At 68.8% G+C, this 24,844-nt stretch carries 26 protein-coding genes and 1 tRNA gene; 12 read left to right on the forward strand and 15 right to left on the reverse strand.

Going from position 1 to position 24,844, the window contains the following annotated elements; translation table 11 throughout:
- Window positions 1–1,167: an FAD-binding domain gene (locus AWC24_RS10895; protein WP_085084777.1), complete on the forward strand. Its 1,167-nt coding sequence runs from the start codon at window positions 1–3 to the stop codon at window positions 1,165–1,167.
- 6 nt (window positions 1,168–1,173) lie between these two features.
- Here AWC24_RS10895 and vapC read toward each other — a convergent pair whose 3' ends face one another.
- Genes vapC through AWC24_RS10925 form a run of 6 tightly spaced genes read right to left on the reverse strand, consistent with a single transcriptional unit; the run spans window position 1,174 to window position 5,252 of the window.
- On the reverse strand, window positions 1,174–1,578 hold the full coding sequence (gene vapC / locus AWC24_RS10900; RefSeq protein ID WP_085084779.1) for a type II toxin-antitoxin system VapC family toxin: 405 nt from the start codon (window positions 1,576–1,578) through the stop codon (window positions 1,174–1,176).
- Window positions 1,575–1,787 carry a type II toxin-antitoxin system VapB family antitoxin gene (locus AWC24_RS10905; RefSeq protein ID WP_013827510.1) on the reverse strand — a complete coding sequence of 71 codons (213 nt, stop codon included), beginning with the start codon at window positions 1,785–1,787 and terminating at the stop codon, window positions 1,575–1,577. The genes vapC and AWC24_RS10905 overlap by 4 nt, the downstream gene beginning before the upstream one ends.
- A gap of 23 nt (window positions 1,788–1,810) precedes the next feature.
- Window positions 1,811–2,890: a galactokinase gene (locus AWC24_RS10910; RefSeq protein WP_085084781.1), complete on the reverse strand. Its 1,080-nt coding sequence runs from the start codon at window positions 2,888–2,890 to the stop codon at window positions 1,811–1,813.
- Window positions 2,887–3,969 (reverse strand): galactose-1-phosphate uridylyltransferase, encoded by a 1,083-nt coding sequence (gene galT / locus AWC24_RS10915; protein WP_085084783.1) that lies wholly within the window; start codon window positions 3,967–3,969, stop codon window positions 2,887–2,889. Before galT ends, AWC24_RS10910 begins: the two co-directional genes overlap by 4 nt.
- Window positions 3,966–4,442 (reverse strand): DUF309 domain-containing protein, encoded by a 477-nt coding sequence (locus AWC24_RS10920; RefSeq protein ID WP_085084785.1) that lies wholly within the window; start codon window positions 4,440–4,442, stop codon window positions 3,966–3,968. Before AWC24_RS10920 ends, galT begins: the two co-directional genes overlap by 4 nt.
- A 21-nt stretch (window positions 4,443–4,463) precedes the next feature.
- Window positions 4,464–5,252, reverse strand: a complete 789-nt coding sequence (locus tag AWC24_RS10925) for a class I SAM-dependent methyltransferase (RefSeq protein ID WP_085084787.1) — start codon at window positions 5,250–5,252, stop codon at window positions 4,464–4,466.
- 125 nt (window positions 5,253–5,377) lie between these two features.
- Between AWC24_RS10925 and AWC24_RS23330 the strand changes: the two genes are divergently transcribed.
- On the forward strand, window positions 5,378–6,700 hold the full coding sequence (locus AWC24_RS23330) for a serine/threonine-protein kinase (protein WP_272937712.1): 1,323 nt from the start codon (window positions 5,378–5,380) through the stop codon (window positions 6,698–6,700).
- A 175-nt stretch (window positions 6,701–6,875) separates the two neighbouring features.
- Window positions 6,876–7,307, forward strand: coding sequence for a pyridoxamine 5'-phosphate oxidase family protein (locus AWC24_RS10940; protein ID WP_085084791.1), 432 nt, complete (start codon window positions 6,876–6,878; stop codon window positions 7,305–7,307).
- Between the two features lie 313 nt (window positions 7,308–7,620).
- Here AWC24_RS10940 and AWC24_RS10945 read toward each other — a convergent pair.
- Window positions 7,621–7,703: transfer RNA gene (locus tag AWC24_RS10945), tRNA-Tyr, on the reverse strand.
- A 98-nt stretch (window positions 7,704–7,801) separates the two neighbouring features.
- Here AWC24_RS10945 and AWC24_RS10950 point away from each other — a divergent pair.
- The 4 genes from AWC24_RS10950 to AWC24_RS10965 all read left to right on the forward strand — a co-directional run bounded on the left by AWC24_RS10950 (window position 7,802) and on the right by AWC24_RS10965 (window position 12,518).
- Window positions 7,802–8,293, forward strand: coding sequence for a YajQ family cyclic di-GMP-binding protein (locus AWC24_RS10950; RefSeq protein WP_085084793.1), 492 nt, complete (start codon window positions 7,802–7,804; stop codon window positions 8,291–8,293).
- A 35-nt stretch (window positions 8,294–8,328) separates the two neighbouring features.
- Window positions 8,329–9,819, forward strand: coding sequence for a flavin-containing monooxygenase (locus tag AWC24_RS10955; RefSeq protein ID WP_407663477.1), 1,491 nt, complete (start codon window positions 8,329–8,331; stop codon window positions 9,817–9,819).
- Window positions 9,820–9,838: 19 nt separating this feature from the next.
- A complete protein-coding gene (locus tag AWC24_RS10960; protein ID WP_085084795.1) occupies window positions 9,839–10,864 on the forward strand; it encodes an NAD(P)H-dependent glycerol-3-phosphate dehydrogenase in 1,026 nt (341 codons plus the stop codon).
- A gap of 142 nt (window positions 10,865–11,006) precedes the next feature.
- Window positions 11,007–12,518 carry a SulP family inorganic anion transporter gene (locus AWC24_RS10965; protein ID WP_085084797.1) on the forward strand — a complete coding sequence of 504 codons (1,512 nt, stop codon included), beginning with the start codon at window positions 11,007–11,009 and terminating at the stop codon, window positions 12,516–12,518.
- Between the two features lie 18 nt (window positions 12,519–12,536).
- Here the strand turns inward: AWC24_RS10965 and htpX are convergent, their stop codons facing one another.
- Window positions 12,537–13,385 carry a zinc metalloprotease HtpX gene (gene htpX, locus AWC24_RS10970; RefSeq protein ID WP_085084799.1) on the reverse strand — a complete coding sequence of 283 codons (849 nt, stop codon included), beginning with the start codon at window positions 13,383–13,385 and terminating at the stop codon, window positions 12,537–12,539.
- A gap of 73 nt (window positions 13,386–13,458) precedes the next feature.
- Window positions 13,459–14,487, reverse strand: a complete 1,029-nt coding sequence (gene grcC1, locus AWC24_RS10975) for a nonaprenyl/(2E,6E)-farnesyl/geranylgeranyl diphosphat synthase (RefSeq protein ID WP_165757730.1) — start codon at window positions 14,485–14,487, stop codon at window positions 13,459–13,461.
- A gap of 21 nt (window positions 14,488–14,508) precedes the next feature.
- Between grcC1 and menJ the strand changes: the two genes are divergently transcribed.
- Together menJ and AWC24_RS10985 are read left to right on the forward strand one after the other, a co-directional pair.
- Window positions 14,509–15,741: a menaquinone reductase MenJ gene (gene menJ / locus AWC24_RS10980; protein ID WP_109560414.1), complete on the forward strand. Its 1,233-nt coding sequence runs from the start codon at window positions 14,509–14,511 to the stop codon at window positions 15,739–15,741.
- A gap of 63 nt (window positions 15,742–15,804) precedes the next feature.
- Entirely contained in the window at window positions 15,805–16,482 is a 678-nt protein-coding gene (locus tag AWC24_RS10985; protein WP_085084803.1) for a class I SAM-dependent methyltransferase, read from the forward strand.
- A gap of 34 nt (window positions 16,483–16,516) precedes the next feature.
- Here AWC24_RS10985 and AWC24_RS10990 read toward each other — a convergent pair whose 3' ends face one another.
- On the reverse strand, window positions 16,517–17,203 hold the full coding sequence (locus AWC24_RS10990; protein ID WP_085084805.1) for a demethylmenaquinone methyltransferase: 687 nt from the start codon (window positions 17,201–17,203) through the stop codon (window positions 16,517–16,519).
- Window positions 17,204–17,260: 57 nt separating this feature from the next.
- Between AWC24_RS10990 and AWC24_RS10995 the strand changes: the two genes are divergently transcribed.
- Window positions 17,261–18,085 (forward strand): SDR family oxidoreductase, encoded by an 825-nt coding sequence (locus AWC24_RS10995; RefSeq protein ID WP_085084806.1) that lies wholly within the window; start codon window positions 17,261–17,263, stop codon window positions 18,083–18,085.
- Between the two features lie 95 nt (window positions 18,086–18,180).
- Window positions 18,181–18,813: a thioredoxin domain-containing protein gene (locus AWC24_RS11000; protein WP_085084808.1), complete on the forward strand. Its 633-nt coding sequence runs from the start codon at window positions 18,181–18,183 to the stop codon at window positions 18,811–18,813.
- On the opposite strand, the gene AWC24_RS11005 is transcribed toward AWC24_RS11000, so the two are convergent.
- The 3 genes from AWC24_RS11005 to AWC24_RS11015 are packed head-to-tail and all read right to left on the reverse strand — an operon-like array spanning window position 18,802 to window position 21,783.
- The gene (locus AWC24_RS11005) at window positions 18,802–19,305 is read right to left on the reverse strand and encodes a DUF3592 domain-containing protein (RefSeq protein ID WP_165757731.1); all 504 of its coding nucleotides are present in this window, start codon (window positions 19,303–19,305) and stop codon (window positions 18,802–18,804) included. The two genes, AWC24_RS11000 and AWC24_RS11005, sit on opposite strands and share 12 nt — an antisense overlap.
- Window positions 19,302–20,942 carry a 2-succinyl-5-enolpyruvyl-6-hydroxy-3-cyclohexene-1-carboxylic-acid synthase gene (gene menD, locus AWC24_RS11010; protein WP_085084810.1) on the reverse strand — a complete coding sequence of 547 codons (1,641 nt, stop codon included), beginning with the start codon at window positions 20,940–20,942 and terminating at the stop codon, window positions 19,302–19,304. Before menD ends, AWC24_RS11005 begins: the two co-directional genes overlap by 4 nt.
- 10 nt (window positions 20,943–20,952) lie before the next feature.
- On the reverse strand, window positions 20,953–21,783 hold the full coding sequence (locus tag AWC24_RS11015) for an alpha/beta fold hydrolase (protein ID WP_085084812.1): 831 nt from the start codon (window positions 21,781–21,783) through the stop codon (window positions 20,953–20,955).
- 70 nt (window positions 21,784–21,853) lie between these two features.
- Here AWC24_RS11015 and AWC24_RS11020 point away from each other — a divergent pair, with 70 nt between their 5' ends.
- On the forward strand, window positions 21,854–22,543 hold the full coding sequence (locus tag AWC24_RS11020; RefSeq protein ID WP_085084814.1) for a sensor domain-containing protein: 690 nt from the start codon (window positions 21,854–21,856) through the stop codon (window positions 22,541–22,543).
- A gap of 30 nt (window positions 22,544–22,573) precedes the next feature.
- Here AWC24_RS11020 and AWC24_RS11025 read toward each other — a convergent pair whose 3' ends face one another.
- Window positions 22,574–24,070, reverse strand: coding sequence for an alpha/beta hydrolase (locus AWC24_RS11025; RefSeq protein ID WP_085084816.1), 1,497 nt, complete (start codon window positions 24,068–24,070; stop codon window positions 22,574–22,576).
- Between the two features lie 53 nt (window positions 24,071–24,123).
- Window positions 24,124–24,708: a TetR/AcrR family transcriptional regulator gene (locus tag AWC24_RS11030; RefSeq protein ID WP_085084818.1), complete on the reverse strand. Its 585-nt coding sequence runs from the start codon at window positions 24,706–24,708 to the stop codon at window positions 24,124–24,126.
- Window positions 24,709–24,844: the final 136 nt, after the last annotated feature.

The raw sequence follows: 24,844 nt of genomic DNA on the forward strand, positions 1-24,844 counted from the left end.
ATGCGGATCGCGATCAGTGGTGCCGGAGTCGCCGGAACGGCGCTCGCGTACTGGCTGCACCGCACCGGGCACACCCCGACCGTGATCGAGCAGGCGCCGGCGTTTCGTTCCGGCGGCTACATGATCGACTTCTGGGGTGTCGGCTACACCGTCGCACAACGCATGGGCATCGAGGAGCAACTCCTCGACAAGGGCTATCAGATCGAGTCCGTGCGGTCCGTCGCCGCCGACGGCCGCACCGTGGCGGCGTTGGACGCCAGCGTGTTTCGCCATCTGATCGGCGAAGACTTCACCAGCCTGCCGCGCGGCGATCTGGCCGACACCATTCACGGTGCCCTCGCCGAGGACGTGGAGATGATCTACGGCGAAAGCATCACCGCCGTAGCCGAATACGACGACGGCGTCCGGGTGTCGTTCACCCACGCCGACCCGCGCGAGTTCGACCTGCTGATCGGCGCCGACGGGCTGCACTCCAATGTGCGCCGACTGGTCTTCGGCCCGAACGGCGACTTCGAGCACTACCTGGGCTGCAAGGTGGCCGCCGCCATCGTCGAGGGCTATCGGCCCCGTGACGAACTGGCGTACGTGAGCTACGCGGTGCCGGGCCGACAGGTGTCTCGGGTCGCGCTGCGCGACGATCAGACCCTGGTGCTGTTCGTGTTCCGGGACCCGTCGCCGGACCTGGCCCCGGATCCGAAATCGGTGCTGCGTCAACAGTTCGCCGATGCCGGCTGGGAGTGCCCGCAGCTGCTGGCCGCCGTAGACGATGTCGACGAGTTGTATTTCGACGTGGTCAGCCAGGTCCGGATGCCGGACTGGTCGCGGGGCCGGGTGTTGTTGGCCGGTGACGCCGCCGGCTGCATCTCGCTGCTCGGCGGCGAGGGCACCGGCCTGGCCATCACCGAGGCCTATGTGCTGGCCGGTGAGCTGCACCGGGCCGGCGGCGACCACCGGCGCGCCTTCACCGCCTACCAGAAGCGACTGCGGCCGTTCATCGACGCGAAACAGTCCGGCGCGCAACAGTTCCTGGGGTTCTTCGCCACCCGGACACGCTTCGGGCTGTGGTTCCGCAACCTGGCGATCCGGGCGATGAACCTGCGCTTGCTGACGAGGCTGTTCGCCGGCAGCGTGCGCGACGACTTCGACCTGCCCGACTACCCGATCTGATCCCGGTCAGCGCAGCGATGTGGTCATCAGGCCGGTTATCCCCTCGATGACCTCGAAGTCGGTGTCACGGTGCGCAACCCGGGCGTGATGACGCAGCGCGACCGCGGCGATAAGGCAGTCGTTGATGCTGCGAATCGTCTGCCCGGTGCTTCTGGCAGCACGGTAGATGTCAGCGGCCGAACGAAAGTCGGTTGCCGTCTCGACCTGCAGCGATGACAACCCGTTGACCAGCCGCTCAAGCTTTCGGTAGGTCTGCTCGTTGCTTGCTCCGGCCAAGATCTCCGTCGCGATCGGCTCGCAGGTCACTACTTGATCTGGTTCGTCGGAGAGCAGCCGCCGCACTTCCAGTGCTGCCGCCGACCCGGTTGCCCGGAAGTATTCGATCCATACCGAGGTGTCGACCAGAATCATCCGAGTTCGCCGGGTTGTTCGCTGCGCAACTCATCGAGGTCACCCGCCCACCCGATGCCCTCGAGGCCCAGCAGAAACTCACGGGTCAACGGCGCGCCGACGAGACGGCGTAACGCCAGGTCAACAGCCGCTTTCTTGGTGGTCACGCCGAACCGCCGCATCACCTCAGCGGTGAGCTCGTCATCGATCTCGATGTTGGTGCGTGCCATACACTAAAAATACACCTTCTCCGTTACCCGGCCCCGGCAGCGGCATAGACCCGGCTGAGTTCCGGCTCGACGTAGCCGGCGGCCAGCACCGCGGACCGCACCGCCTCGCCGACCTTCAGCGTGAGTTCGGCCGGCACCAGCGCGATCACGCAGCCACCGAACCCACCGCCGGTCATCCGGGCGCCCAGGGCTCCGGCGGCCAACGCGGCATCGGCGATCACGTCGAGGCGGCCGGTGGTGATCTCGAAGTCGTCGCGCATCGAGTCGTGCGATGCGGTCAACAACCTCCCGGCCGCGGCGAAGTCCAACTCCGCGCAGGCCGCAACAAAATCCAGCACCCGCTCGTTCTCGGTCAGCACATGGCGGGCCCGGCGCGCATCGACCGGGTCGATGACGCCGTCGAGCACCGACACACCCCGGTGCTGCACATCGCGCAGCGATGCCACCCCCAGCGCCGCGGCGGCCCGCTCGCAGGACGCCCGGCGGGCGGCGTACTCGCCGCCGACGTGGCCGTGGCGCTGACCGGAGTCGAACAGCAGCAGCGTCACTCCGGAGGCGTCCGGGTCGAAGGGCACCGGATGCACCGCGAGGTCACGGAAGTCGATGAGCACCGCGGTCGAGACCTCCCCGAACAATGACGACAGCTGGTCGAGCAATCCCGTTGGCGCGCCGACGTAGTCGTTCTCGGCGCGCTGGCCGATACGGGCCTGTTCGATCCGGTCGAGGCGCACCCCGGCCGCGGTGGTCAGCGCGCCGAGCACCGCGCACTCCAGCGCCGCCGACGACGACAGGCCCGAACCGATCGGCACGTCGCTGCTGATCGTCATGGTGCCGCCGGGCACCGCGACCCCGCGCTCACGCAGCGCCCAGATCACCCCGGCGACATAGGCGGCCCAGCCGGTGACCCCGCCGGGGACGGTGTCCAGCGGGATGCGCACCGAGGCGTCGGCGCGATCCGACAGCACGGTGAGCGTGTCGACCTCCGACGGGGTGAACGTGACGCTGGTGCGCTGCGGCAACGCGATCGGCAGCGCGAAACCGCCGTTGTAGTCGGTGTGTTCACCGATCAGGTTGACCCGGCCCGGCGCGGAGTAGCTGATCACAGCGCACGCAGCCTGGCGGCGACGGCTTCCGGGGTGACGTCGGCGATGAAGGCGTCCATCGCCGATTCGGATGCCGCCAGATACTTCAGCTTGGTGGCGCTGCGCCGGATCGACATCAGCTCGACATGGAAGTAGCCGTCGACCTGCGCACCCTCGGGGCGGTACTGGTGCAGCGCGGCCATATACGGCAGCGGGGCGTCGTAGATCCGGTCGAAGCGGCCCAACAGATCCCGGTAGATCACCGCGAAGTCGTCCAGCTCGGCCTCGGTCAGCTCGGTCAGGTTGTGCACGCACCGATTCGGGTACAGGTGCACCTCCACCGGCCAGCGGGCCGCGAACGGCACGAATGCGGTGAAGTGCTCGCTGCGCGCCACGATGCGGGCACCGTCGGCCAGCTCGGCGGCCAGCAGATCGGCGAACAGATTGCCGCCGTGGGTGATTCGATGCTCACGGGCCTGGGCCAGCATCGCGGCGGTGCGCGGGGTCAGATACGGGTAGCCGTAGATCTGGCCGTGCGGGTGACCTAGCGTCACGCCGATCTCCTCGCCGCGGTTCTCGAAGCAGAACACCTGCTCGACACCGGGCCGGTTCAGCAGGTCGGCGGTGCGGTGCCGCCAGGCCTGCACCACCAGCAAGGCGTGCGCCGCGGGCAGGTCGCCGAACGAGCCGGTGTGATCGGCCGAGAAACAGATCACCTCGCAGCGCCCGACACCCGGTGCGGCAACGAATCCGGCGCCCTCGGGCGGTGTGGCAACCACCGCCCCGGCCCCGGCCAGGCTGGGGAACCGGTTCTCGAAGACCACCACGTCGTAGTCGGCCGCGGGTACCTCGCTGGTCAGCCCGTTCGGTCCCGGGCACAGCGGGCACGCCTCGGCAGGCGGGTGATAGGTGCGGTCCTGGCGCTGCGCGGCGATGATCACCCACTGGCCGGTGGTGCGGTCGAACCGCAGTTGCGTGGGCTCGGGGTCGCGCGGCGGCAGCGGCCGGCGGTCGGGCACCGGAGCCGGGGTGTGGCCCGGCAGCGTGAAGAACAACAGGTCGCGGCCGTCGGCCAGCGTCCAACCGGTCGGGCCTCTCACGCGACCAACCGGGGAGACAACCGCTGCGGGGCGATCTCGACGCCGGCCGCCAGGTCGTCGGCGAGCCCGGCGGCGAAGCTGCGCAGCCCGGCGAGGTCGATCCCGTACGGCGCCGGTGCGGGCACGGTCGCCAGCCGGTCGGCGCCGCGCCGCAGCAGGCTCACCGCGCCGATGACATTGCCGCGTTGTACATGGGTGACACCGACCGCCAGCTGCGCCAAGCCCTGCCACAGATCGCGTTCGGCGTCGGGCCGGTGTTTCCAGGCGGCTTCGAGCACCTCGTGGGCGTTGAACGCCAGCCCGTCATCGAGCAACAGCTGCGCGTAGGCCAGGGTCTGCGCCGGCGGCAGGTCGAGATCGTCGGGCACACCCTCGACACCGCCCGTGCTGCCGCGCGGCAGCGGCCGTCCCAGCCGGTCTCGCGGGCGGGCGTTGCGGGGCCGGCCCGACTCGTCGCGGTCGCGGGTAGTCACCCGTCCATCATGGCAAGTGCGTTACGCGGCCGGTTTGGCGGCGATGACCTCGATGGCGGCCATGTTGTTGCGGTGGCGGCGGAACGTCGCGCGCATGTTGAGCACCCGGGCCCGCGCGTCGGAGTCGCGCAGCACGTTGAACACGAACCGCAGCGCCCCGAACAGGCCCTCGTCGGCGATCAGCCGGTGCGGCTCCAGCAGCGCCATCGGCGCGTAGGAGATCTTCTCCACCTCGAAGCCGGCCTCGGTGAGCAGCTCGGACCATTCGGCGGCGGTCAGCGGGCGGGCGTTGACCTTGATGGAGCGGGCCAGCGCGGTGCGGACCTCTTCCTTGACGGCCTCGGGCACGTCGGCGGGCTGCAGCATCATCTCGTGGATCGCGTAGCGGCCGCCGGGCCGCAGCACCCGGAACGCCTCGCGCATGATCTCGGCCTTGTGGCTGTTGGTCTGCATGGTCAGCATCGCCTCGCCGATCACCACGTCGGCGCTGCCGGCGTCCAGCCCGGTCTCGGAGGCTTGGCCGGTCACGACCCGGCCCTTGTCGCCCACCACCGTGCGGACCACACCGGCGGCGTGGTCGTCGGCCTCGACACCGGTGTAGGTGCCCGGGGAGTGCTCCAGGATGTCCCGCGCGGTGCGGCCCATGCCGGGAGCGAGTTCGACGACGTCGGCCCCGGACAGATTCGCGTCGGTCAGCATCCGGTGGGTCAATCCGAGGCCGCCGGGCCGCAGCACCCGTTTGCCGAGCCGGGCGAAGAGCCAGTGGCCGGGCAGGTCAGCGGTTTTACGGTCGGGCATCGGGAGAGTCATGCGACGAAGGTTAGCCTTACCACCGGTGGATCCGCTAGTAGACTTTAGACCCTAATTCTCCTTTATTTTTGGTGGCTCGGATCAGCGCGACGCTCGGTGTCGGTGCCCGACGATACGTTCACGCTGTGCTCACCGCAGGCTCGACGTTCGCCGGCTACCGCATCGTGCGGCAGCTCGGCTCGGGCGGCATGGGTGAGGTCTACCTGGCCGACCACCCGCGGCTGCCGCGCCGCGACGCGCTGAAGGTGCTGCCCGGCCAGGTCTCGGCCGACCCGAACTTCCGGGAGCGGTTCAACCGGGAAGCCGACCTGGCGGCATCACTGTGGCATCCGCACATCGTCGGCGTGCACGACCGCGGCGAATACGACGGCCAGCTGTGGATCGCGATGGACTACGTCGACGGATCCGACGCCGACGCGCTGCTGCAGCATCACCCGGGTGGGCTGCCGCGCAAGCAGGTGGTCGAGATCATCGCGGCCGTCGCGCAGGCCCTCGATTACGCCCATCAACGGGGTCTGCTGCACCGCGACGTCAAACCGGCGAACATCCTGCTGACCAAGCCGGGCGAGTCGAGCGACCGGATCATCCTGGCGGACTTCGGGATCGGGCTGCGCGTCGACGAGGTCAGCGGCCTGACCGCGACCAACATGGCGGTCGGCACGCTGCGCTACGCCGCGCCCGAACAGCTGCGCGGTGAGGCGATCGATCACCGCGCCGACCAGTACGCGCTGGCCGCCACCGCCTATCACCTGCTGACCGGTAAGCCGCCGGTGCACCCCGACCCGGCCCGCCTCGACGCGGCGCTGGCCCGGGCGCTGGCCGAGAATCCCGCCGAGCGGTACGCCAGCTGCGCCGAGTTCGCCGCCGCGCTGCAGACCACCGCGCCCGTGTCGCTGCCGTTCTCACTACCGACGCCCCGACGCCGGGTTTCCAAGGGGTGGGGGTTTTCGGCCGCGGCGTTGCTGGGGCTGTACCTGCTCGGCAACACCTCGCACCCGCAACCGCCGGCGCCGGCCGCTGCCCCGGCCCCGCCCACGACCACCACGTCGACGACGACGGTGACGGCGCCGCCTCCCCCGCAAGCCCTCCAGCCACCGGCCACCACGACACCGGCATCGACACCGACACCGACACGTCCCGGCCCCGACCGTGACGCGCGCGGCCCCAGTGCGCGACTCCGGGCAGGCCGCTACCGGCGGTACCCGGGTCGATACGGCGATCGTCGGGCAACTCGGCTGGACCGACTGCCTGGCGCGTTACCCGCGCGCCGACTGCGTGGCCGCAGCAGCCCGGATCGCCGGATCCCCCGACAGCACCGGGCCGGTGTTCCCTCCCGGCGCTTACACCATCCCCGACTACATGCCCTACGGCACCTACGGCGCCGGGGTCGGCCCGAACGGGTCGTGCACCTTCACCGTCGTCGACCGGTATGGCCGCGTCGTCGATAGAGGATCCCGGCTGATCACGCTGGGCACGCCCGAGGTCGAGATCGATCCGCGCGCCGAGGACGGCATGTTCGTCAGCTACGGGTGCACCCCGTGGGCGCGGACCGAACCGCTGCCCGGCGACTGGTGATCCGGCCGCCGCCGGAATAGCCCGGCGCTTGTGGTCGTTCGAGCCGGTATGCCCAGACCCTTCACCGAAACCGAACGTCAGCAATTCCTCGCCGACAAGCACATCGCGGTGCTGTCCGTCGCCGCCACCGACGGCCGGCCCCCGGCCAGCGTCCCGATCTGGTACGACTACTCCCCCGGCGGCAACATCGTGCTCGACACCGGCACCGGTACCCGCAAAGTACGGCTGATCGACCAGGCCGGCGCGGTGACGCTGGTGGTGCAGCGCGAAGAGCTGCCTTACCAGTACGTCGTCGTCGAAGGCACCGTCATCGACGCCACCACGCCGGCGCCGCTGGAGCCACGGGAAACCATCGCGATCCGCTACCTCGGCGAGGAAGCCGGGCGGGCGTTCGCCGCGAGCATGGACAGCGCTTCCAGCGTGCTGTACACCATCCGGCCCGACCGCTGGTTCAGCGCGGACTTCTCCGGGGATCTGTAGGGGGCCAGGCGCCTGCGAATCCCCGGCAGCAGCGTTCGAATGCGCGTCCGGTTGAGGTCTGTGTTCTTGAGCACCGCTGTGATGCCCAGCCGCTCAGGTGAATTGGCCATCTCATTCGGTGCGGGGCGAAGCCGCCGATCCGGGCCGAGTCCAGCGGCCTGACCACCCCGACACGTTGCGCCGGCTGCAGAACGCGATGTTCCACGAGATCGCCTGAGTCCATCGCTGAGCGAACTGGCCGGATTCGGGCCAACCGGCCGCGCACCTGCCCGAACCAATCAGGCCCCCTCGAAAAGAGGGGGCCTGACCTGGGTGGCAGGTGCAGGATTCGAACCTGCGTAGGCTTACGCCGACGGATTTACAGTCCGCTTCCATTGGCCGCTCGGACAACCTGCCGTATCGCGCCTAGCAGACTACAACGAGGATGGACCCGGGACACAAACGGGCAGCACAGCACCAAAGAGCAGCACAGCACCAAAGAGAGGAACAGGTTCGTGGCGGACTCATCGTTCGACATCGTCAGCAAGGTCGACCGGCAGGAGGTCGACAACGCGTTGAACCAGGCCGCCAAGGAGCTGGCCACCCGGTTCGACTTCCGCGGTACCGACACCACCATCGCGTGGAAGGGCGAGGAGACCATCGAGTTGGTCAGCTCCACCGAGGAGCGGGTCAAGGCCGCTGTCGACGTGTTCAAGGAGAAGCTGATCCGGCGGGACATCTCGATGAAGGCGTTCGATGCCGGCGACCCGCAGCCCTCGGGCAAGACCTACAAGGTCAGCGGGGGCCTCAAGCAGGGCATCAACGCCGAGCAGGCCAAGAAGATCAACAAGCTGGTGCGCGACGAGGGCCCCAAGGGCGTCAAGACCCAGACCCAGGGCGACGAAATCCGGGTGTCGTCGAAGAAGCGCGACGACCTGCAGGCCGTCATTTCGCTGCTCAAGGGCGCGGATTTGGACATCGCACTGCAGTTTGTCAACTATAGGTAGAAAGGCTCTGCCCACCGGCCCGCCGAGTGCCTAGGCTGGTGATCGTGGACACACAGGATGCCGTCGACGTCGTCATCATCGGTGCCGGGATCTCCGGTATTGGCGCGGCCTACCGCATCGCCGAGCGGAATCCGGACACCAGCTACGTCATCCTGGAGCGCCGCGAACGCATCGGCGGCACCTGGGACCTGTTCCGCTATCCCGGGGTGCGCTCGGACAGCAGCATCTTCACGCTGTGCCTGCCCTACGAGCCGTGGACCGGCCGGGAACGGGTGGCCGAGGGCGACGAGATCCGCGAATACCTGACCGACGCCGCGCGCAAGCACGGAATCGACTCCCACATCCGGTTCAACAGCCACGTGACCGCCGCGAACTGGGATTCCTCGACCGACACCTGGACGGTGACGGCGGAGGACGGCAGCACTGGGACATCCAAGACCTACCGCAGCCGGTTCGTGTTCTTCGGCTCCGGCTACTACAACTACGACGAGGGCTACACGCCGGACTTCCCGGGCATCGAGACCTTCACCGGCACGGTGGTCCACCCGCAACACTGGCCCGAGGACCTGGACTACACCGGCAAGAAGGTGGTGGTCATCGGCAGCGGCGCGACCGCCATGTCACTGGTGCCGGCGCTGACCCAGCGGGCCGCCAAAGTCACCCTGCTGCAGCGCACGCCGACATATCTGATCTCCGCATCCAAGTACAGCAAGTTCGTCGACGTGGTCGCAAAGCTGTTGCCCCGTAAGGTGGCCCACCCGATCATCCGGCTGACCATGGCACTGTTCGAGGGCTGGGTCTGGTTCCTGGCCCGCAAGACGCCGCCGATCCTGAAACGGATGCTGCGCCGCCAAGCCGTCCAGAACCTGCCGCCCGGCTACCCGGTCGACGTCCACTTCAAGCCGCCGTACCAACCGTGGGACCAGCGGCTCTGCCTGATCCTGGACGCCGACCTCTACGGCGAGATCAGCGCCGGACGGGTGGAGATGGTCACCGACCGGATCGATCACTTCGACGCGTCCGGTATCGCACTGCAGTCCCAGCAGCACCTCGACGCCGACGTCATCGTCACCGCCACCGGCCTGCAGCTGCAGGCGCTGGGCGGGGTCCGGATCAGCTTGGACGGCACCGAGATCAAGCCAGCCGACCGGTTCGTCTACAAGGCGCACATGCTCGACGGCGTGCCGAACCTGTTCTGGTGCGTGGGCTACACCAACGCCTCCTGGACGCTGCGCGCCGACATGACCGCCCGGTCCACCGCCAAGCTGATCGACCACATGAACTCCCGCGGCTACACCCACGCCTACCCGCACCTGGGCGATGAGCCGCTCACCGAGAAGCCCGCCTGGGACATTCAGGCCGGCTACGTGCTGCGCTCCCTGCACGCGCTGCCGAAGTCCGGCACCAAGCGGCCGTGGAACGTCCGGCAGAACTACTTCGTCGACGCCGTGGACCACCGCTTCGACCGGATCGACGAGTCGATGGTGTTCGGGCGGGCCGGCGAAAGCGAACCGCTAGCGGGGTGAGCCGGGGTAACTTCGCCGCATGGCAGCTGCTACCCGCACACCCAAGGTCGTCGTGCTCGGCGGCGGATCGTTCGGCACGACCGTGGCGTCCATCTGCTCGCGGCGCGCACCGACACTGCAGTGGGTGCGTTCCGATTCGACCGCCGACGACATCAACGACAACCGGCGCAACAGCCGCTACCTGGGCAACGAGGTGGTGCTCAGCGAGACCCTGCGCGCCACCACCGATTTCGCCGAGGCCGCCCACAGCGCCGACGTGGTCGTGATGGCCGTGCCCTCGCACGGCTTCCGGGACGTGCTCACCGAGCTCGCCAGCGAGCTGCGGCCGTGGGTGCCGGTGGTGTCACTGGTCAAGGGCCTCGAGCAGGGCACCAACATGCGGATGTCGCAGATCGTCGACGAGGTGCTGCCCGGCCATCCCGCCGGGATCCTGGCCGGCCCGAACATCGCCCGCGAGGTCGCCGAGGGTTATGCCGCCGCGGCGGTGCTGGCCATGCCCGACCCGCACCTGGCCGCTGAACTGGCGATGCTGTTCAGCACCAAACGGTTCCGCGTCTACACCACCGACGACGTGACCGGCGTCGAGATGGCCGGAGCGCTCAAGAACGTCTACGCGATCGCGGTCGGGATGGGCTACTCGCTGGGGATCGGCGAGAACACCCGCGCCATGGTGATGTCACGTTCGGTGCGGGAGATGTCCAAGCTGGGCGAGGCGATGGGCGGCGCCCGCGACACGTTCTCCGGTCTGGCCGGCATGGGCGATCTGATCGTCACCTGCACCAGCCAGCGCAGCCGCAACCGCTTCGTCGGCGAACAACTGGGCGCGGGCAAACCGATCGACGAGATCATCGCGTCGATGAACCAGGTCGCCGAGGGGGTGCGCGCGGCCAGCGTGATCATGGAGTTCGCCTCGCAGTACGGGCTGAACATGCCCATCGCGCGCGAAGTCGACGGCGTAATCAACCACGGCTCGACCGTCGAGCAGGCCTACCGCGGGCTGATCGCCGAAACACCCGGGCACGAGGTGGAGGGAACCGGGTTCTGACTGTGGGATCCCTGTGTGATTCACGCCGACTGTGTAACCGATGTTTACTTGCCCGACATGTCTAATTCCTGATTCGGAAATATGACATCAATAGTTTTCCTGCAGCTCAGAAACACCGACGAGGGCAGGGGAACCAACCACGATGCTGACCGCGCGTAAAGCCGGCACCGACGTCGACCGACGTCCAAGCCGATCACGCACGATCCTGCGTTATGACCTGCCGGCATCCCTGGTGGTGTTCCTGGTCGCGCTGCCGCTGTCGCTGGGCATCGCCATCGCCTCCGACGCCCCGGTGCTCGCCGGGTTGATCGCCGCCATCGTCGGCGGGATCGTCGTCGGCGCACTGGGCGGGTCGCCACTGCAGGTGAGCGGGCCGGCGGCCGGGCTGACCGTGGTCGTCGCCGATCTGGTGAGCCGCTTCGGCTGGAAGGTGACCTGCGCGATCACCGTCGGCGCGGGCGTGCTGCAGATCCTGCTGGGACTGAGCCGGGTGGCGCGGGCCGCGCTGGCGATCTCGCCGGTCGTAGTGCACGCCATGCTGGCCGGCATCGGCATCACGATCACCCTGCAACAACTTCACGTGCTGCTGGGCGGTCAGTCGGCGAGTTCGGCGTGGGAGAACCTGTCCGGCCTGCCCGACGGGCTGATCGAGGCCCAGGGCACCGAGCCGATCCTGGGCATCCTGGTCATCATCACCATGCTCGCCTGGCGATCGGTGCCCGGCGCGCTGGGCCGGGTTCCCGGGCCGCTGGTCGCGATCGTCGGGGCGACGGTGCTGACCCTGGTCTTCTCCCTCGACGTGCGCCGCATCAGGCTGGACGGGTCACTGCTGGACGCCGTGCAACTGCCCGCGCTGCCGCACGGCAACTGGACTGCCGCCTTCGTCGGCGTGGTCATCGTGGCGTTGATCGCCAGCGTGGAGAGTCTGCTCTCGGCGGTGTCGGTGGACCGGATGCACACCGGGGCGCGCACCGACTTCAACCGCGAACTGATCGGTCAGGGCGCCGCCAACGTCACCTCCGGGATGCTGGGCGGCCTGCCGATCACCGGGGTGATCGTGCGCAGCGCCACCAACGTCAATTCCGGCGCGAAGTCCCGGGCCTCGGCGTTCCTGCACGGCGTGTGGATCCTGCTGTTCGCGCTGCCGTTCGCCGCGCTGGTCCAACAGATCCCGAGTGCCGCGCTGGCCGGCCTGCTGATCACCGTCGGGTTTCAGCTGATCAAGACGGTCCACATCGAAGCCGCGTGGCGCAGCCGGGATCTCGCGGTCTACCTGGTAACGCTGCTGGGCGTGGTGTTCCTCAACCTGCTGCACGGTGTGCTGATCGGGCTGGCCCTGGCCATGGTGTTGACCGGCTGGCGGGTGATCCGGGTCAAGATCGTCGCCGAGCACATCGGCGACGAATGGCTGGTGAGTGTCTCGGGCGCGTGCACCTTCCTGGCGCTGCCCCGGCTGACGGGCGTGCTGGCGGCGATCCCAGCCGGCACCCACGTCACCCTCGACGTCTCGACCACCTACCTCGATCACGCGGCCGAGCAGGCTCTCGAAGACTGGCGGCGACAGCATCAGGCCACCGGCGGCACCATCTACACCCCCGGTGACACCGCGGCAGACACCAGCGAGGACGCGAACACACCGGCGAACCAGGACTGAGCTGAGCTCGGAAGCGCCCTACCCCCGGGCCATCTCCTCGAGCCGGCGGATCCGGTCGGCCATCGGCGGGTGGGTGGAGAACAGCTGGCCGACCTTCTCCCCGACCCGGAACGGGTTGGCGATCATCAGATGCGACTGGCTGGCCAGCTGCGGTTCGGGCGGCAGCGGTGCGGCTTGCACCCCGTCGGAGATCTTGCGCAGCGCCGACGCCAGCGCCAGCGGGTCACCGGTGAGCTCGGCACCGGACTGGTCGGCCTGGTACTCCCGCGACCGCGACACCGCCATCCGCACGATCGACGCCGCGATCGGTCCCACCAACGCGACCAGCAGCATCGCCAGCGGGTTACCGTCGCGGCGGTTGCCCATGAACATCGCCATGTTGGCCAGCCCGGTGACCACCGAGGCCAGCGCGCCGGCCACACACGAGATCAGGATGTCGCGGTTGTAGACGTGCGACAGTTCGTGGCCGAGCACCGCACGCAGCTCGCGCTCATTGAGCAGCCGCAGGATTCCGCTGGTGCAGCACACCGCGGCGTGCCGGGGGTTGCGTCCGGTGGCGAACGCGTTGGGGGCGTTGGTGTCGCTGACGTAGAGCCGCGGCATCGGCTGGTGCGCGGTGGTCGCCAGCTCGCGCACGATCCGGTACATGTCCGGTGCCTGCACCTCGGTGACCGGCTGGGCCCGCATCGCCCGCAGCGCCAGCTTGTCACTGTTGAAGTAGGTGTAGACGTTCATGCCCACGGCGAACAACACCGCCAGCCACATCATCTGCGGCCCGAATGCCCGGCCCACCAAGACGATCAGCCCCGACATGACGAGCAGCAGGAAGAACGTCTTCGCTGTGTTGTGATGCGGGTGCCAGGTCATCGACTTCCTCCTCGGAGAACCGCGGTCTTGCCCATTAAACGCCGCGGGCACTGCGCGGGTTCCGTCATTGCGATCAGCCGTGCCGGTTCACGGTGTAGTCGACCAGGCCGGCCAGCGCCGCACGGCCGACGCAATCGGGCAGCGAATCCAGCTCCGCGCGGGCCCGCGCGGCGTAATCGGCCACCGTCTGCTTCGCCCTGGTCATGCCCGCCGACGCCCGCAGCAGCCCCAGCGCCTCGGCCAGCACCGCGTCGTCGGTGACCGGCTCGGCCAGCAAGACCCGCAGCCGCTCGGCGTCCGGGCCGGTCTCGGCCAGCGCGTAGAGCACCGGCAGCGTGTGCACGCCCTCGCGCAGGTCGGTGCCGGGCAGCTTGCCGGACTCGTCGGGGTCGGAGTCGATGTCGATGATGTCGTCGGAGATCTGGAACGCGGTGCCGACGATGCCACCGAGGCGGGCCAGCCGCTCGATCTGGGCGTCGTCGGCGCCGGAGAACGTCGCGCCGAACCGGCCGGACGCCGAGATCAGGCAGGCCGTCTTCTCGTAGACCACCTTGAGGTAGTGCTCGATCGCGGCTGCGCCATCCGCCGCGCCCTGCGCTAAGCCGCGGGTCTCGCGCATCTGCCCGGTCACCAGTTGAGCGAAGGTCTCGGCGATGATCCGCACCGCCTCGGGTCCCAGCCGCGATACCAGCCGGGACGCCGTCGCGAACAGGTAGTCACCCGCCAGGATCGCGATGTTGTTGCCCCAGCGCGCGTTGGCACTCGGCGCCCCGCGGCGGATCTGCGCCTCGTCCATCACGTCGTCGTGATACAGCGTGGCCAGGTGCACCAGCTCGATCACCGCGCCGGCCACGGTTACCTGCCAGGCGTCGGGTTCCGGGCCGAGCTGGGCGGACAACACCGTGAACAACGGCCGGAAGCGCTTGCCGCCGGCGTCGAACAGATGGGTGACGGCCTCGGTCATCAGCGCGTCGCCGCCGCGCAACTCGGTGTCCATCAGCTCTTCGATGCGCGCCACCCCGTCGCGGACATTGCCCGCGAACGCCGGGTCACCCAGCCCGCCGAAATCCAGCCCCGCCACCACACTCGCCGGTGTCCTCACGGCTCCAACATACTTGTGAGTGTGAATTCCAGCGCTGAGACGGTAGCCGACGTGGTGATAGTCGGGGCGGGTCCGGCGGGGTCGGCGGCCGCCGCCTGGGCGGCGCGGGCTGGCCGGGACGTGCTGGTGGTCGATCGGGCCACCTTCCCCCGCGACAAACCCTGCGGCGACGGCCTGACCCCGAGGGCCGTCGAGCAGCTCGAACTGTTGGGCCTGGGCGACTGGCTCGACAGCCACATCCGGCACCGCGGGCTGCGGATGTCCGGGTTCGGCGGCGATGTGCAGGTGGACTGGCCCGGGCCCTCGTTCCCCTCGACCGGCAGCGCCGCGCCGCGCACCGAGCTCGACGACCGCATCCGCAAAGTGGCCGAGGAATCCGGTGCGCGGATGCTGTTGGGCGCCAAGGCCGTCGACGTCCGCCATGATGCGTCGGGGCGGGTACGTGCGGTGCTGCTGGCCGACGGCACCGAGGTGCGCTGCCGGGCGCTGATCGTCGCCGACGGCGCCCGCTCCACCCTGGGCCGGGTGCTGGGCCGCCAATGGCACCAGGAGACGGTCTACGGGGTGGCCGCGCGCGGATATCTGGCCTCGCCGCGCAGCGAGGAGCCGTGGCTGACCTCGCACCTGGAGCTGCGCTCCCCTGAGGGCGCGGTGCTGCCGGGCTACGGGTGGATCTTCCCGCTGGGCAACGGCGAGGTGAACATCGGCGTCGGCGCGCTGGCCACCGTCAAGCGGCCCGCCGACATCGCGCTGCGGCCGCTGATGTCCTACTACGCCGACCTGCGCCGCGACGAATGGGGCTTCGAGGGCCCGGTGCGCGCGCCGGCCAGCGCACTGTTGCCGATGGGCGGCGCGGTCTCGGGGGTGGCCGGGCCGAACTGGATGCTGATCGGCGACGCCGCCGCGTGCGTCAACCCGCTCAACGGCGAGGGCATCGACTACGGGATGGAGACCGGGCAGCTGGCGGCCGAGATGCTCGACTGCCCGGACCTGACCCATGCCTGGCCGGAGTTGCTGGCCGCCCGCTACGCCCGCGGGTTCTCGGTGGCCCGGCGGCTGGCGCTGTTGTTGACGTTCCCGCGGTTTCTGCCGGCCACCGGTCCGGTGGCGATGCGCTCGACGATGCTGATGCGGGTGGCGGTGCGGGTGATGGCCAACCTGGTGACCGACGACGATGCCGACCTGGTGGCGCGCGCCTGGCGCGGCGGGGGCCGGCTGTCTCGCCTGATCGACCGCCGCCGCCCGTTCGGGTGACTTTCCTTCCGCCGAGATGTCAGGGCCATTGACACATATCAGCTTCGTTGATATACCGGATTGATGAGCGAAGAACCATTGGACTTCCAGTTCGACGCCGCCTACCGCGGCGAGTCCGAGCAGATGGGGTTGGGCGCCAAACCACCGTGGAGCATCGGTGAGCCCCAGCCGGAGTTGGCCGCCCTGATCGAGCAGGGCAGGTTCCACGGCGACATCCTCGACGTCGGCTGCGGCGAGGCCGCCATCTCCATGCACATGGCCGAGCGGGGCCACACCACCGTGGGCCTGGACCTGTCGCCGACCGCCATCGAGTTGGCCCGCGCCGAGGCCGCCAAGCGCGGCCTGACCAACGCCACCTTCGAGGTCGCCGACATCAGCAACTTCAGCGGCTATGACGGCCGGTTCGGCACCATCGTCGACAGCACGCTGTTCCACTCCATCCCGGTGGAGGCACGCGACGGCTACCAGCGCTCCATCGTGCGGGCCGCCGCGCCCGGAGCGTCCTACTTCGTGCTGGTCTTCGACAAGGCCGCCATCCCGGAGGGCCCGCCGTTCGCGGTGACCGACGACGAACTGCGCGACATCGTGTCGAAGTACTGGGTGATCGACGAGATCAAACCGGCCCGGTTGCACGCGGTGTTCCCCGATGACTTCCCCGGCTTCGGCGGCGTTCCGCTGCGCGACGAGCCGAACGGCCGCAAGTCGGCTGCGGGTTGGCTGCTCTCGGCGCACCTGGGCTGACCCCCGAGCGCGGCCGTCTAACGCGCGAAGAAAACTACGCCTTGCGGGCCGAGTGCAGGGCCACGATGCCGCCGGTGAGGTTGCGCCAGCTGACATCCGACCAGCCTGCCTGCCCGATCCGCTCGGCCAGCGCCGCCTGATCCGGCCAGGCGCGAATCGACTCGGCCAGATAGACGTAGGCCTCCGGGTTGGACGACACCGCGCGGGCCACCGCCGGCAGCGCCCGCATCAGGTACTCCTTGTAGGCGGTGGCGAACACCGGCAGGGTCGGGGTGGAGAACTCGCAGACCACTAGCCGCCCACCGGCTTTGGTCACCCGGGCCATCTCGCGCAGGCCCGCGAGGTGGTCGACGACGTTGCGCAGCCCGAAGCTGATCGTCACCGCGTCGAACACCCCGTCGCCGAACGGCAGCTTGGTGGCATCGCCGGCCACCTTGGGTACGTCGCGCTTGTGGCCGGCGGCCAGCATGCCGACCGAGAAGTCCGCGGCCACACACCACGCGCCGGACTTGGCCAGTTCGACGGTCGAGACGGCGGTGCCGGCGGCCAGGTCCAGGACCTTCTCGCCGGGTCGCAGCCCGAGTGATTGGCGGGTGGCGCGCCGCCACGAGCGGTCGCGGCCCAGCGACATCACGGTGTTGGTCACGTCGTAGCGGCGCGCGACACCGTCGAACATCGATGCCACGGCGTGCGGGTCTTTGTCGAGGTGGGCGCGGCTCACCGCGACGACGCTACCGCAGCCGGGAATACCTCACCGCCGGCAACGTTGCCAACTGCCATGCGCGCAAAAGTGTGGCTGATCACCGGAACATCACGCGGGTTCGGCAGAGAGTGGACCATCGCCGCGTTGCGGCGCGGCGACCGGGTCGCCGCCACCGCCCGCGACACCGCCACCTTGGCCGACTTGGTCGACACCTACGGCGACGCGGTCTTGCCGCTCGCCTTGGACGTGACCGACCGCGAGGCGGGTTTCGCAGCGGTGAAGCACGCCCACGACCACTTCGGGCGGCTGGACATCGTGGTCAACAACGCCGGCTACGGCCAATTCGGCTTCGTCGAAGAACTGTCCGAGCAAGACGCTCGCGATCAGATCGAGACGAACGTCTTCGGCGCATTGTGGATCACCCAGGCGGCGTTGCCGTACCTGCGTGAACAGCGCAGCGGGCACCTGGTCCAGGTGTCGTCGATCGGCGGGGTTACCGCATTCGCCAACCTCGGCATCTACCACGCCTCCAAGTGGGCGTTGGAAGGCATGTCGCAGGCGCTGGCGCAGGAGGTCGCGCCGTTCGGTATTCACGTAACCCTGATCGAGCCGGGCGGCTTCGACACCGACTGGAGCGGAGCATCCGCCCGGCGCGCCGACGCGTTGCCGGCCTACGCCGCGGCGCACGCAGCGGCCGACGCGGCGCGCGCGCCACGAGCGGCGCACCAGGGCGACCCACAGGCGTCGGCGGCCGCACTGTTGAAGGTGGTCGACGCCGAAAAGCCGCCGCTGCGGGTGTTCTTCGGTGCGCTGCCGCTGCAGCTGGTCAAGGCAGACTACGAAAGCCGGCTCGCCACCTGGGAGGAGTGGCAGCCGGTCGCCGCCGCGGCGCAGGGATAGCCACCCGCATGGCTGCCCCGCTGTCAGCGGCCGCTGCCGATAGGGTTGTCCACGGGCGCACGCCTGCGACGAACACACGAGCAGAAGGGGGCCGGATGCGGTACCTAGTTGCCATCGCGCTGATGGCGCTGTGCTGGTGCGCCCCCGGTGTCGCCAGTGCCGAACCCGGCCCGCCCGGTACCGCACTGAGCGCCGACCACTTCGGGGTGCTGGCCGGAGCCCCCGACGCCCCGGTGCAGCTGGAACTGTTCTGCGACCCGCAATGCTCCGAATGCGCGAAGTTCGTCTCGGCCTCCGGTGACGACCTGAGCCGGCACCTGGACGCCGGTGATGTCGCGGTGACCTACCGGTGGATGACGTTTCTGGACGGCCGCCGGGGCAATGACGTCTCCGCGCGGGTCGGCAACGCGCTGATGGCAGCCGCCGACCCGGCCACCTCGGCGGCGACCTACCAGAGGTTCGTGAACGAGCTGTACCGCACGGGCGCGACCCCGAACCTCGAGGACATCGCGGCCACCGCTTCGGACAGCGGCCTGCCCGCCCACGTGGTGGACCGGATCGCCGAGGGTCAGCCGGCCGTCGAACCCACCTCGATGAACGCCTTCAACCGGGTGCAGCTGCTGGCGGCGAATCCGGAAAGCCCAGGCACCCCAACAGTTTACGATCTGAGCACCAGGACCGTCGTCGACACCGGCGAGCCCGGCTGGCTGGACCGGCTACCGCGCTAGACGCCGCTCGACGACGGCCAGCCCGGCCAGCGCGGCGGCGCCGATCAGCAAGGCGATCACCACGATCGAGCCGGCCGGGATGATCGCCAGCACCGCGGTGCGATGCTGCACCCGCACCAGGTCGGGGTCGCTCTTGTCGTATTCGACGTAAATGCGCATCCCGGTCGCCAATTCGGAGGGGTAGAGCACCCCGAGCTCCGGGCGGTAGGTGATTCGTTCCGGTGTGACGAACTCGATGGTGGAGCGCCGGAACCCCGCGTTGAGCACCTCGGCCTCGGCCACCCCCATGTCACGCTCGATGGCGATGTCGTTGCGCCAGGCCCCCGCCACCAACAGCACCGACTGCAGGACGACCAGGATCATCATGATCAGCACAGCCATCCGCGACCAGCGCAGTAGGCGTCCGGCCAGGCTATCCCGCGCCACGGTGCCCTCACCGTGAATCAGCCTGCCCAGCAGCGATTTCAACGACGCGCGGCGAGGCAATCTCACAGCGCTGCCTTGATCGCGGCGTGCAGCGCCCGCAGTGAAGACCGGTCGGCCTTGACCTCGAGCACCCGCAGCCCGCCGGCGGGTTCGGCCAGCGCGGGGGCCAGCTCGTCGACCTCGATCTGCCGGGACTCGACGTGATAGGCGCGGCACAGCGCGCCGACGTCGACGTCGTGCGGCGTGCCGAAGATCCGCGACGACACGTCGGCGAACCGGGGATCGCCCTGTTCCAGCAGCTCGAAGATGCCGCCGCCATTGTCGTTGGAGACCACGATGGTCAGCTGCCGCGGCGTCGGCTCGGTGGGCCCGATCAGCAGCCCGGAACTGTCGTGCACGAACGTCAGATCCCCGATCAGGGCGACGGTGCGGCCGGGATCCGCCCCGCGTTCAAAGGCCAGCGCCGCGCCGATCGCGGTCGACACCGTGCCGTCGATACCGGCGACCCCGCGATTGGACCGAACCAGCACGCCGTCGGCGGCGAATCCCACCAGCGCGGCGTCGCGCACCGGGTTGGAGGCGCCCAGCACCAGCTGGTCACCGGGCCGCAGCGCGTCGACGACGGCGGCGGCCACATGCAGGCCGGTAGTGAGCGGGTGGGCGGCCAACTGCTCGCGGACCGCGGCGTTGGCCTGGGCGTTCAGGTCCGCGCAGCGGCGCAGCCAGGCCGCATCCGGCTGGCCGGTGGTGACGGCCCGGGTGCCGGTGGCCTGGGAGTTTCCCGACACGTCCGGCCAGCGCGGCCCGGTGGTCAGCGCGAACACCGGCACCGAGGGATCAGCCAGCAGCGCCGACACCGGCCGGTGCAGGGTGGGCCGGCCGGCCATGATGACCTGCTGCGGGCGTAGCAGCGGCAGCGCCAGCGGGTGCAGCGGATTGCGCGGTGTGGGGGCCGTCGGTTCGGCGACGGTGGGCAGTGCTGCCAGATTCGGGTGCGCGCCAGCGCCGTGCCCGGCGATCACCACGGTGTCCGGGGTCAAGTCGATGTCCAGCGGCTGGTCGAAGCTGACCGGCGGGGTATAGGTCCACGGCCGGCCGTCCCGGCGGCCGGACGGACCCGTCCCGCCTGAACCAGCCTCGGGCACCAGCGGTTCACGCAGCGGGATGTCGAACTGCACCGGCCCGGCGTTGGCGGTGCGAGATCCATTGGCGGCAGCCAACACCCGGCACACCGCTGAGCGCCAGGTGGCATTGAGGGCGGCCATCCGCTCGGGGGCGTCCTCGGCCAGCCCCAGGCTGATCGTGGCGCGAACCTGGGTGCCGAAGTAACCGAGCTGCTCCATGGTCTGATTGGCGCCGGTGCCCAGCAGTTCGTAGGGCCGGTTGGCGCTGAGCACGATCAGCGGCACCCGCGCGTAGTTGGCCTCCACCACCGCGGGCCCCAGATTGGCCACCGCGGTGCCCGAGGTCATCGCCACACACACCGGTGCGCCCGCGCCCACCGCCAACCCGATCGCCAGATACCCGGCGGTGCGCTCATCGATGCGGACGTGCAACCGCAGCCGGCCGGCCCGGTCGGCGTCGTGCAGCGCAAACGCCAGCGGTGCGTTGCGCGACCCCGGGCACAGCACCACGTCGCGGACGCCGCCGCGGATCAGCTCGTCGACGACGATGCGGGCCTGTGCCGTCGAAGGGTTGGTCATTGCAATGAGGTTAGTCGTGTGCCGGGGGCGGCGGCGCCCAGCGGAACGGCTTGCCGTCGACCTCGGCCAGGAACTCCAGAGCGGCCTTGTTCACCTCGTCGGGTCTCTCGATGAACCCGAGGTGCCCGGCGTCGGGGATCTCGAGGTAGCGGGCGCCCGGGATGGCGTCGGCGACCTCGCGACTCAGGTGAGCCGGGGTGACGACGTCGTCGCCGAACCCGATCACCAGCACCGGCGCGGTGATGTTGGCGTAGGCCGGCAGCCGGTTGGTCAGTGGCGCCACATCCAGCTGGCAGCGCAGGCCCGGGGTGTTCTTGATCGGCCACATGGTGAACATCGCGATCCAGTCCTTGATCGCGGCGTCGTCACCGAGAGTCTTCGGCGAAAAGCTTTCCAGCATCCGCACTTTGGCCTCGTACTCGGCGGGCAGTGCAACCCCGGATTCGGCCAGTTTCACCTCGGCTTGATAGAAGAACTCCCGGGTGCGGTCGTGGCGGCCCCGGGTGGCCATCAGCACTGCGGATTTCACCAGTTCGGGGCGGGCCAGCATCAATTCCTGGGCGATGAAGGAGCCCATCGACACCGCGACGATCCGCACCGGGCCGACGCCGAGCGATTCGATCAGCTGCGCGGTATCGGCCACCATGGTCCCGGTGGTGAACCCCGAGGCGTTCTCGGTGGCGCCGATACCGCGGTTGTCGAAGGTGATCGGCCGGTAGCGGGCGAGTTGGAAGTCGCGGACCTGGTGCAGGTGCCAGCCGCGTCCCGCGCCGCCACGCCCGGCGATGAACAGCACCGGATCGCCATCCTGATTACGGTCGTCGTAAGCGAGGTTGGTCACGCGTGTGAAGGTACGCGACCGGCCGACGCCTTATGGTGTCAGGATCGCAACTGCGCAGCTGGGGAAGGGCATGCCGAAACACACCGCTGGGTTGGCATCGGTGCTGGCGCTGGCCTGCGCCGTGGTGGCCGGCTGCACCCAGGTGACCGGCGGCCAGGCGGTACCGGCCGATCACGACGGCCCCCGGCCGGTCCCAGCCTCGATGCTGCCGGAGGTGCTGCTGGACGCCACCACCGTCAGCGACATCATGGGCTCGCACGGCATGCGGGTCGAAGACTCCCGGTCGCGGATGTTCGACGTCGGCCACCAATTCCCTGACCAGGCCTGCATGGCCGCGTGGATGCCCGTGGAGCAATCGGTGTATGCCGACGCCGACTGGACCGCGACGGTTGTCCAGAGCCTGTCGGAGAGCTCGCTGGACCATTTCGTGGTCCAGGCGGCGACGGTGTTCGCCACCAGGGGCGATGCGCAGAGCTTCTTCGACGCCACCGCCCGGCGCTGGACACCATGCGGCGAGCAGACATTCGCGACCAGCAAGGACGGCTACCTGGACACCCAGTGGACGTTCGACGCGGTCGCCGACGTCGACTCCACCCTGTGGATGACCCAGCATCAGGACGACAGTGCGGGCTGGTCATGTCAGCGAGCCCTGCGGGTGAGCAACAACGTCGCCATCGACGTGCTGGCGTGCAAGCTCTACGTCAGCGACGAGGGCGTCACGATCGCGAACGGGATCGACGCGCGGCTGCCCAGCGTGTGAGCTCCGCACCTGGCGGTGGAGGTCACGGCGTCACAGCTGGCATGACGCACCTGCCGGCGGCAACTGGAGGTCGATCAGGTAATCGGCGGCTGTCTCGTTGACGCACTGGTTGGTTCCGGCCATGACGATGGTGTGTCCTTCCCCTTCCACGGTAAGCAAGGCACTGCCGAGCGTCGCTGCCAGCTTGACGCCGCCGGCATGCGGTGTGGTGGGATCACCGGTGATCGACACGACCAGCGTGGGCGGTAGTCCCACGATGTCGTCCGCGTACGGGATGCCAAGCGTCGGCTGCGTCGGCCACTGTTCGCAACCGTCGCGGGCGCCAGTAAGAGCGACTCCGGGGTCCATGAAGGGTGCAGCGTCGAATATGCGGGCACGCAACGCATTACCCTCGTTCTCGCTGAGCCGTTCTTCATCCATGCAATTGATCGCGTAGAGCGCCTCGGCGAAATTGGGCCAACGCCCCTCGGCGTCGCGCAGCGAGAAGTCATAGTTGAGCTGTAGCAGTTCGTCGCCACGCCCCTGTTGCAACTGCGTTATCCCAGTGATGATTCGGGGCCAAGCCGCTTGGCTGTAGAGACCGGAGATCACCCCGCCGATCGCTTCGTCGAACCCTAGATCGGAGTTCAACGCCGGCACCGTCCTACCGTAGAGCGGGCGCACGATCTGGTGAAACACCTCGGTAGCCCTGGCCGGGTCGTCGCCCAGGGGACAGTCGACCTGCGTGGCACAGAACGCGGCCATCTGCTCGAAAGAGCGCTGGAACCCGGCGTACGCACCGACCCGGCGCGCGACGGTGCCCTGATTCGGATCGATGGCGCCGTCGAGCAGCATCGCGCGCACGTTCTGGGGGAACTGCTCGGCGTAGACGGCGCCCAGTCGCGTCCCGTAACTCTGCCCCAGGAAGGTGAGCTGTTCATCGCCGAGCACGGCCCGCAGTACGTCTATGTCACGCGCCGCATTGTGGGTGCCGACACTGGTCAGTACGTCGACGCCACCCGAGCGCTCGGCGCACCGATCGAGAATGTCTTTCGTGTCCTGTTCTGTCCATTGCACAGTGGTGCCCTGCGTGCTCAACAGGAACTCGCCACGATCTGCCTCGGCATCGGTGAAGCACTCGATGGCAGGGTCCGAGCTACCCACGCCCCGCGGGTCGAAACCGACAAGGTCAAAACTTTCGGTCAGCCGAGCGTCCGGGAGCGACATCGCCATCGCCGCGGTGGCGAACAACCCGGAGCCGCCGGGTCCGCCGGGGTTTATCACCAGCGAGCCGACGGGCCGGCCTCGCGCGGGCACTCGCGCGACGGCGAGGCGGGCTGTGCTGCCGCCCGGATCCCGATAATCGAGTGGCACTTCCAAGCGTCCACACTCAATAGTCGGCGTCCGGGCAAAGACGGCACTCTCGATCGAGGTGTTGGCATAACGCTCGCAGGCCTCCCAGGCGATCTGCTGAGAGTAGAACCGATCCAGGCCGGATGATGAGGGCGTTGTTGCCGGGGCGTCTGAAGTGCAGGCCGCCAACGTCATGGCCAAGGTGAGAACCGTGAGGGCAGCGAGAGTACGTGAACCACTGTGTATCTTCACCCCGGTTTGATTCCTTGGAACGCAATCTCCAGAACAGCGTCGATGTATCTGGGTTCGATCGGCATTGCGTGAAACATCCGGTACTCGATGACCCCGTAAAGCACATCGCGCAGAGTTCCCACGTCAGCGTCGGCGCGTATCTCGCCACGCTCCTGAGCCAGGGCGGCCCGCGCGCCGAACGCCGTGACGTTGGGTTCGACGATCTGGTCGAAGACGGCACGCAACAGGCCAGGGTCGGACTGGCCGGCGGCGACCACGCCCCGATATGCCGCTCCGAAACCCGTGGTCGTGACGACCTCCAGGATCCCAGTCAGCTGAACCCGCAGGTCAGCCTTCAGGTCCCCGGTGTCTGGAAACGCGACTACGGGATCAAGACTCTGGGTGGCGGCTTCAAGCACCACCGCACCTTTGGAGGGCCACCAGCGGTAGATCGTCTGCTTGCCCACGCCGGCCCGCCTGGCAATCGCCTCGATCGAAACGTTGTCGTACCCTAGCTCGCCGATCAGGGAAATCGACGCCTCGAGGATGGCAAGACGCGAGTGTTCGTTGCGCCGGCTGGGGTCTCGGGGGCTTGCGCGCATGCCAGAACCCTAATGAGGTCCGACAAATACAACAAGACGGACCGGTCCGTCTTGACGCGAGACGGACCGGTCCGTATCGTCAGGATCCTTAGCCGGGTTGAAGCAGACGCACTTTTGATCAGTCAACTACTAGGAG

This window comes from Mycolicibacter senuensis, assembly GCF_002101885.1.
GTDB lineage: Bacteria > Actinomycetota > Actinomycetes > Mycobacteriales > Mycobacteriaceae > Mycobacterium > Mycobacterium senuense.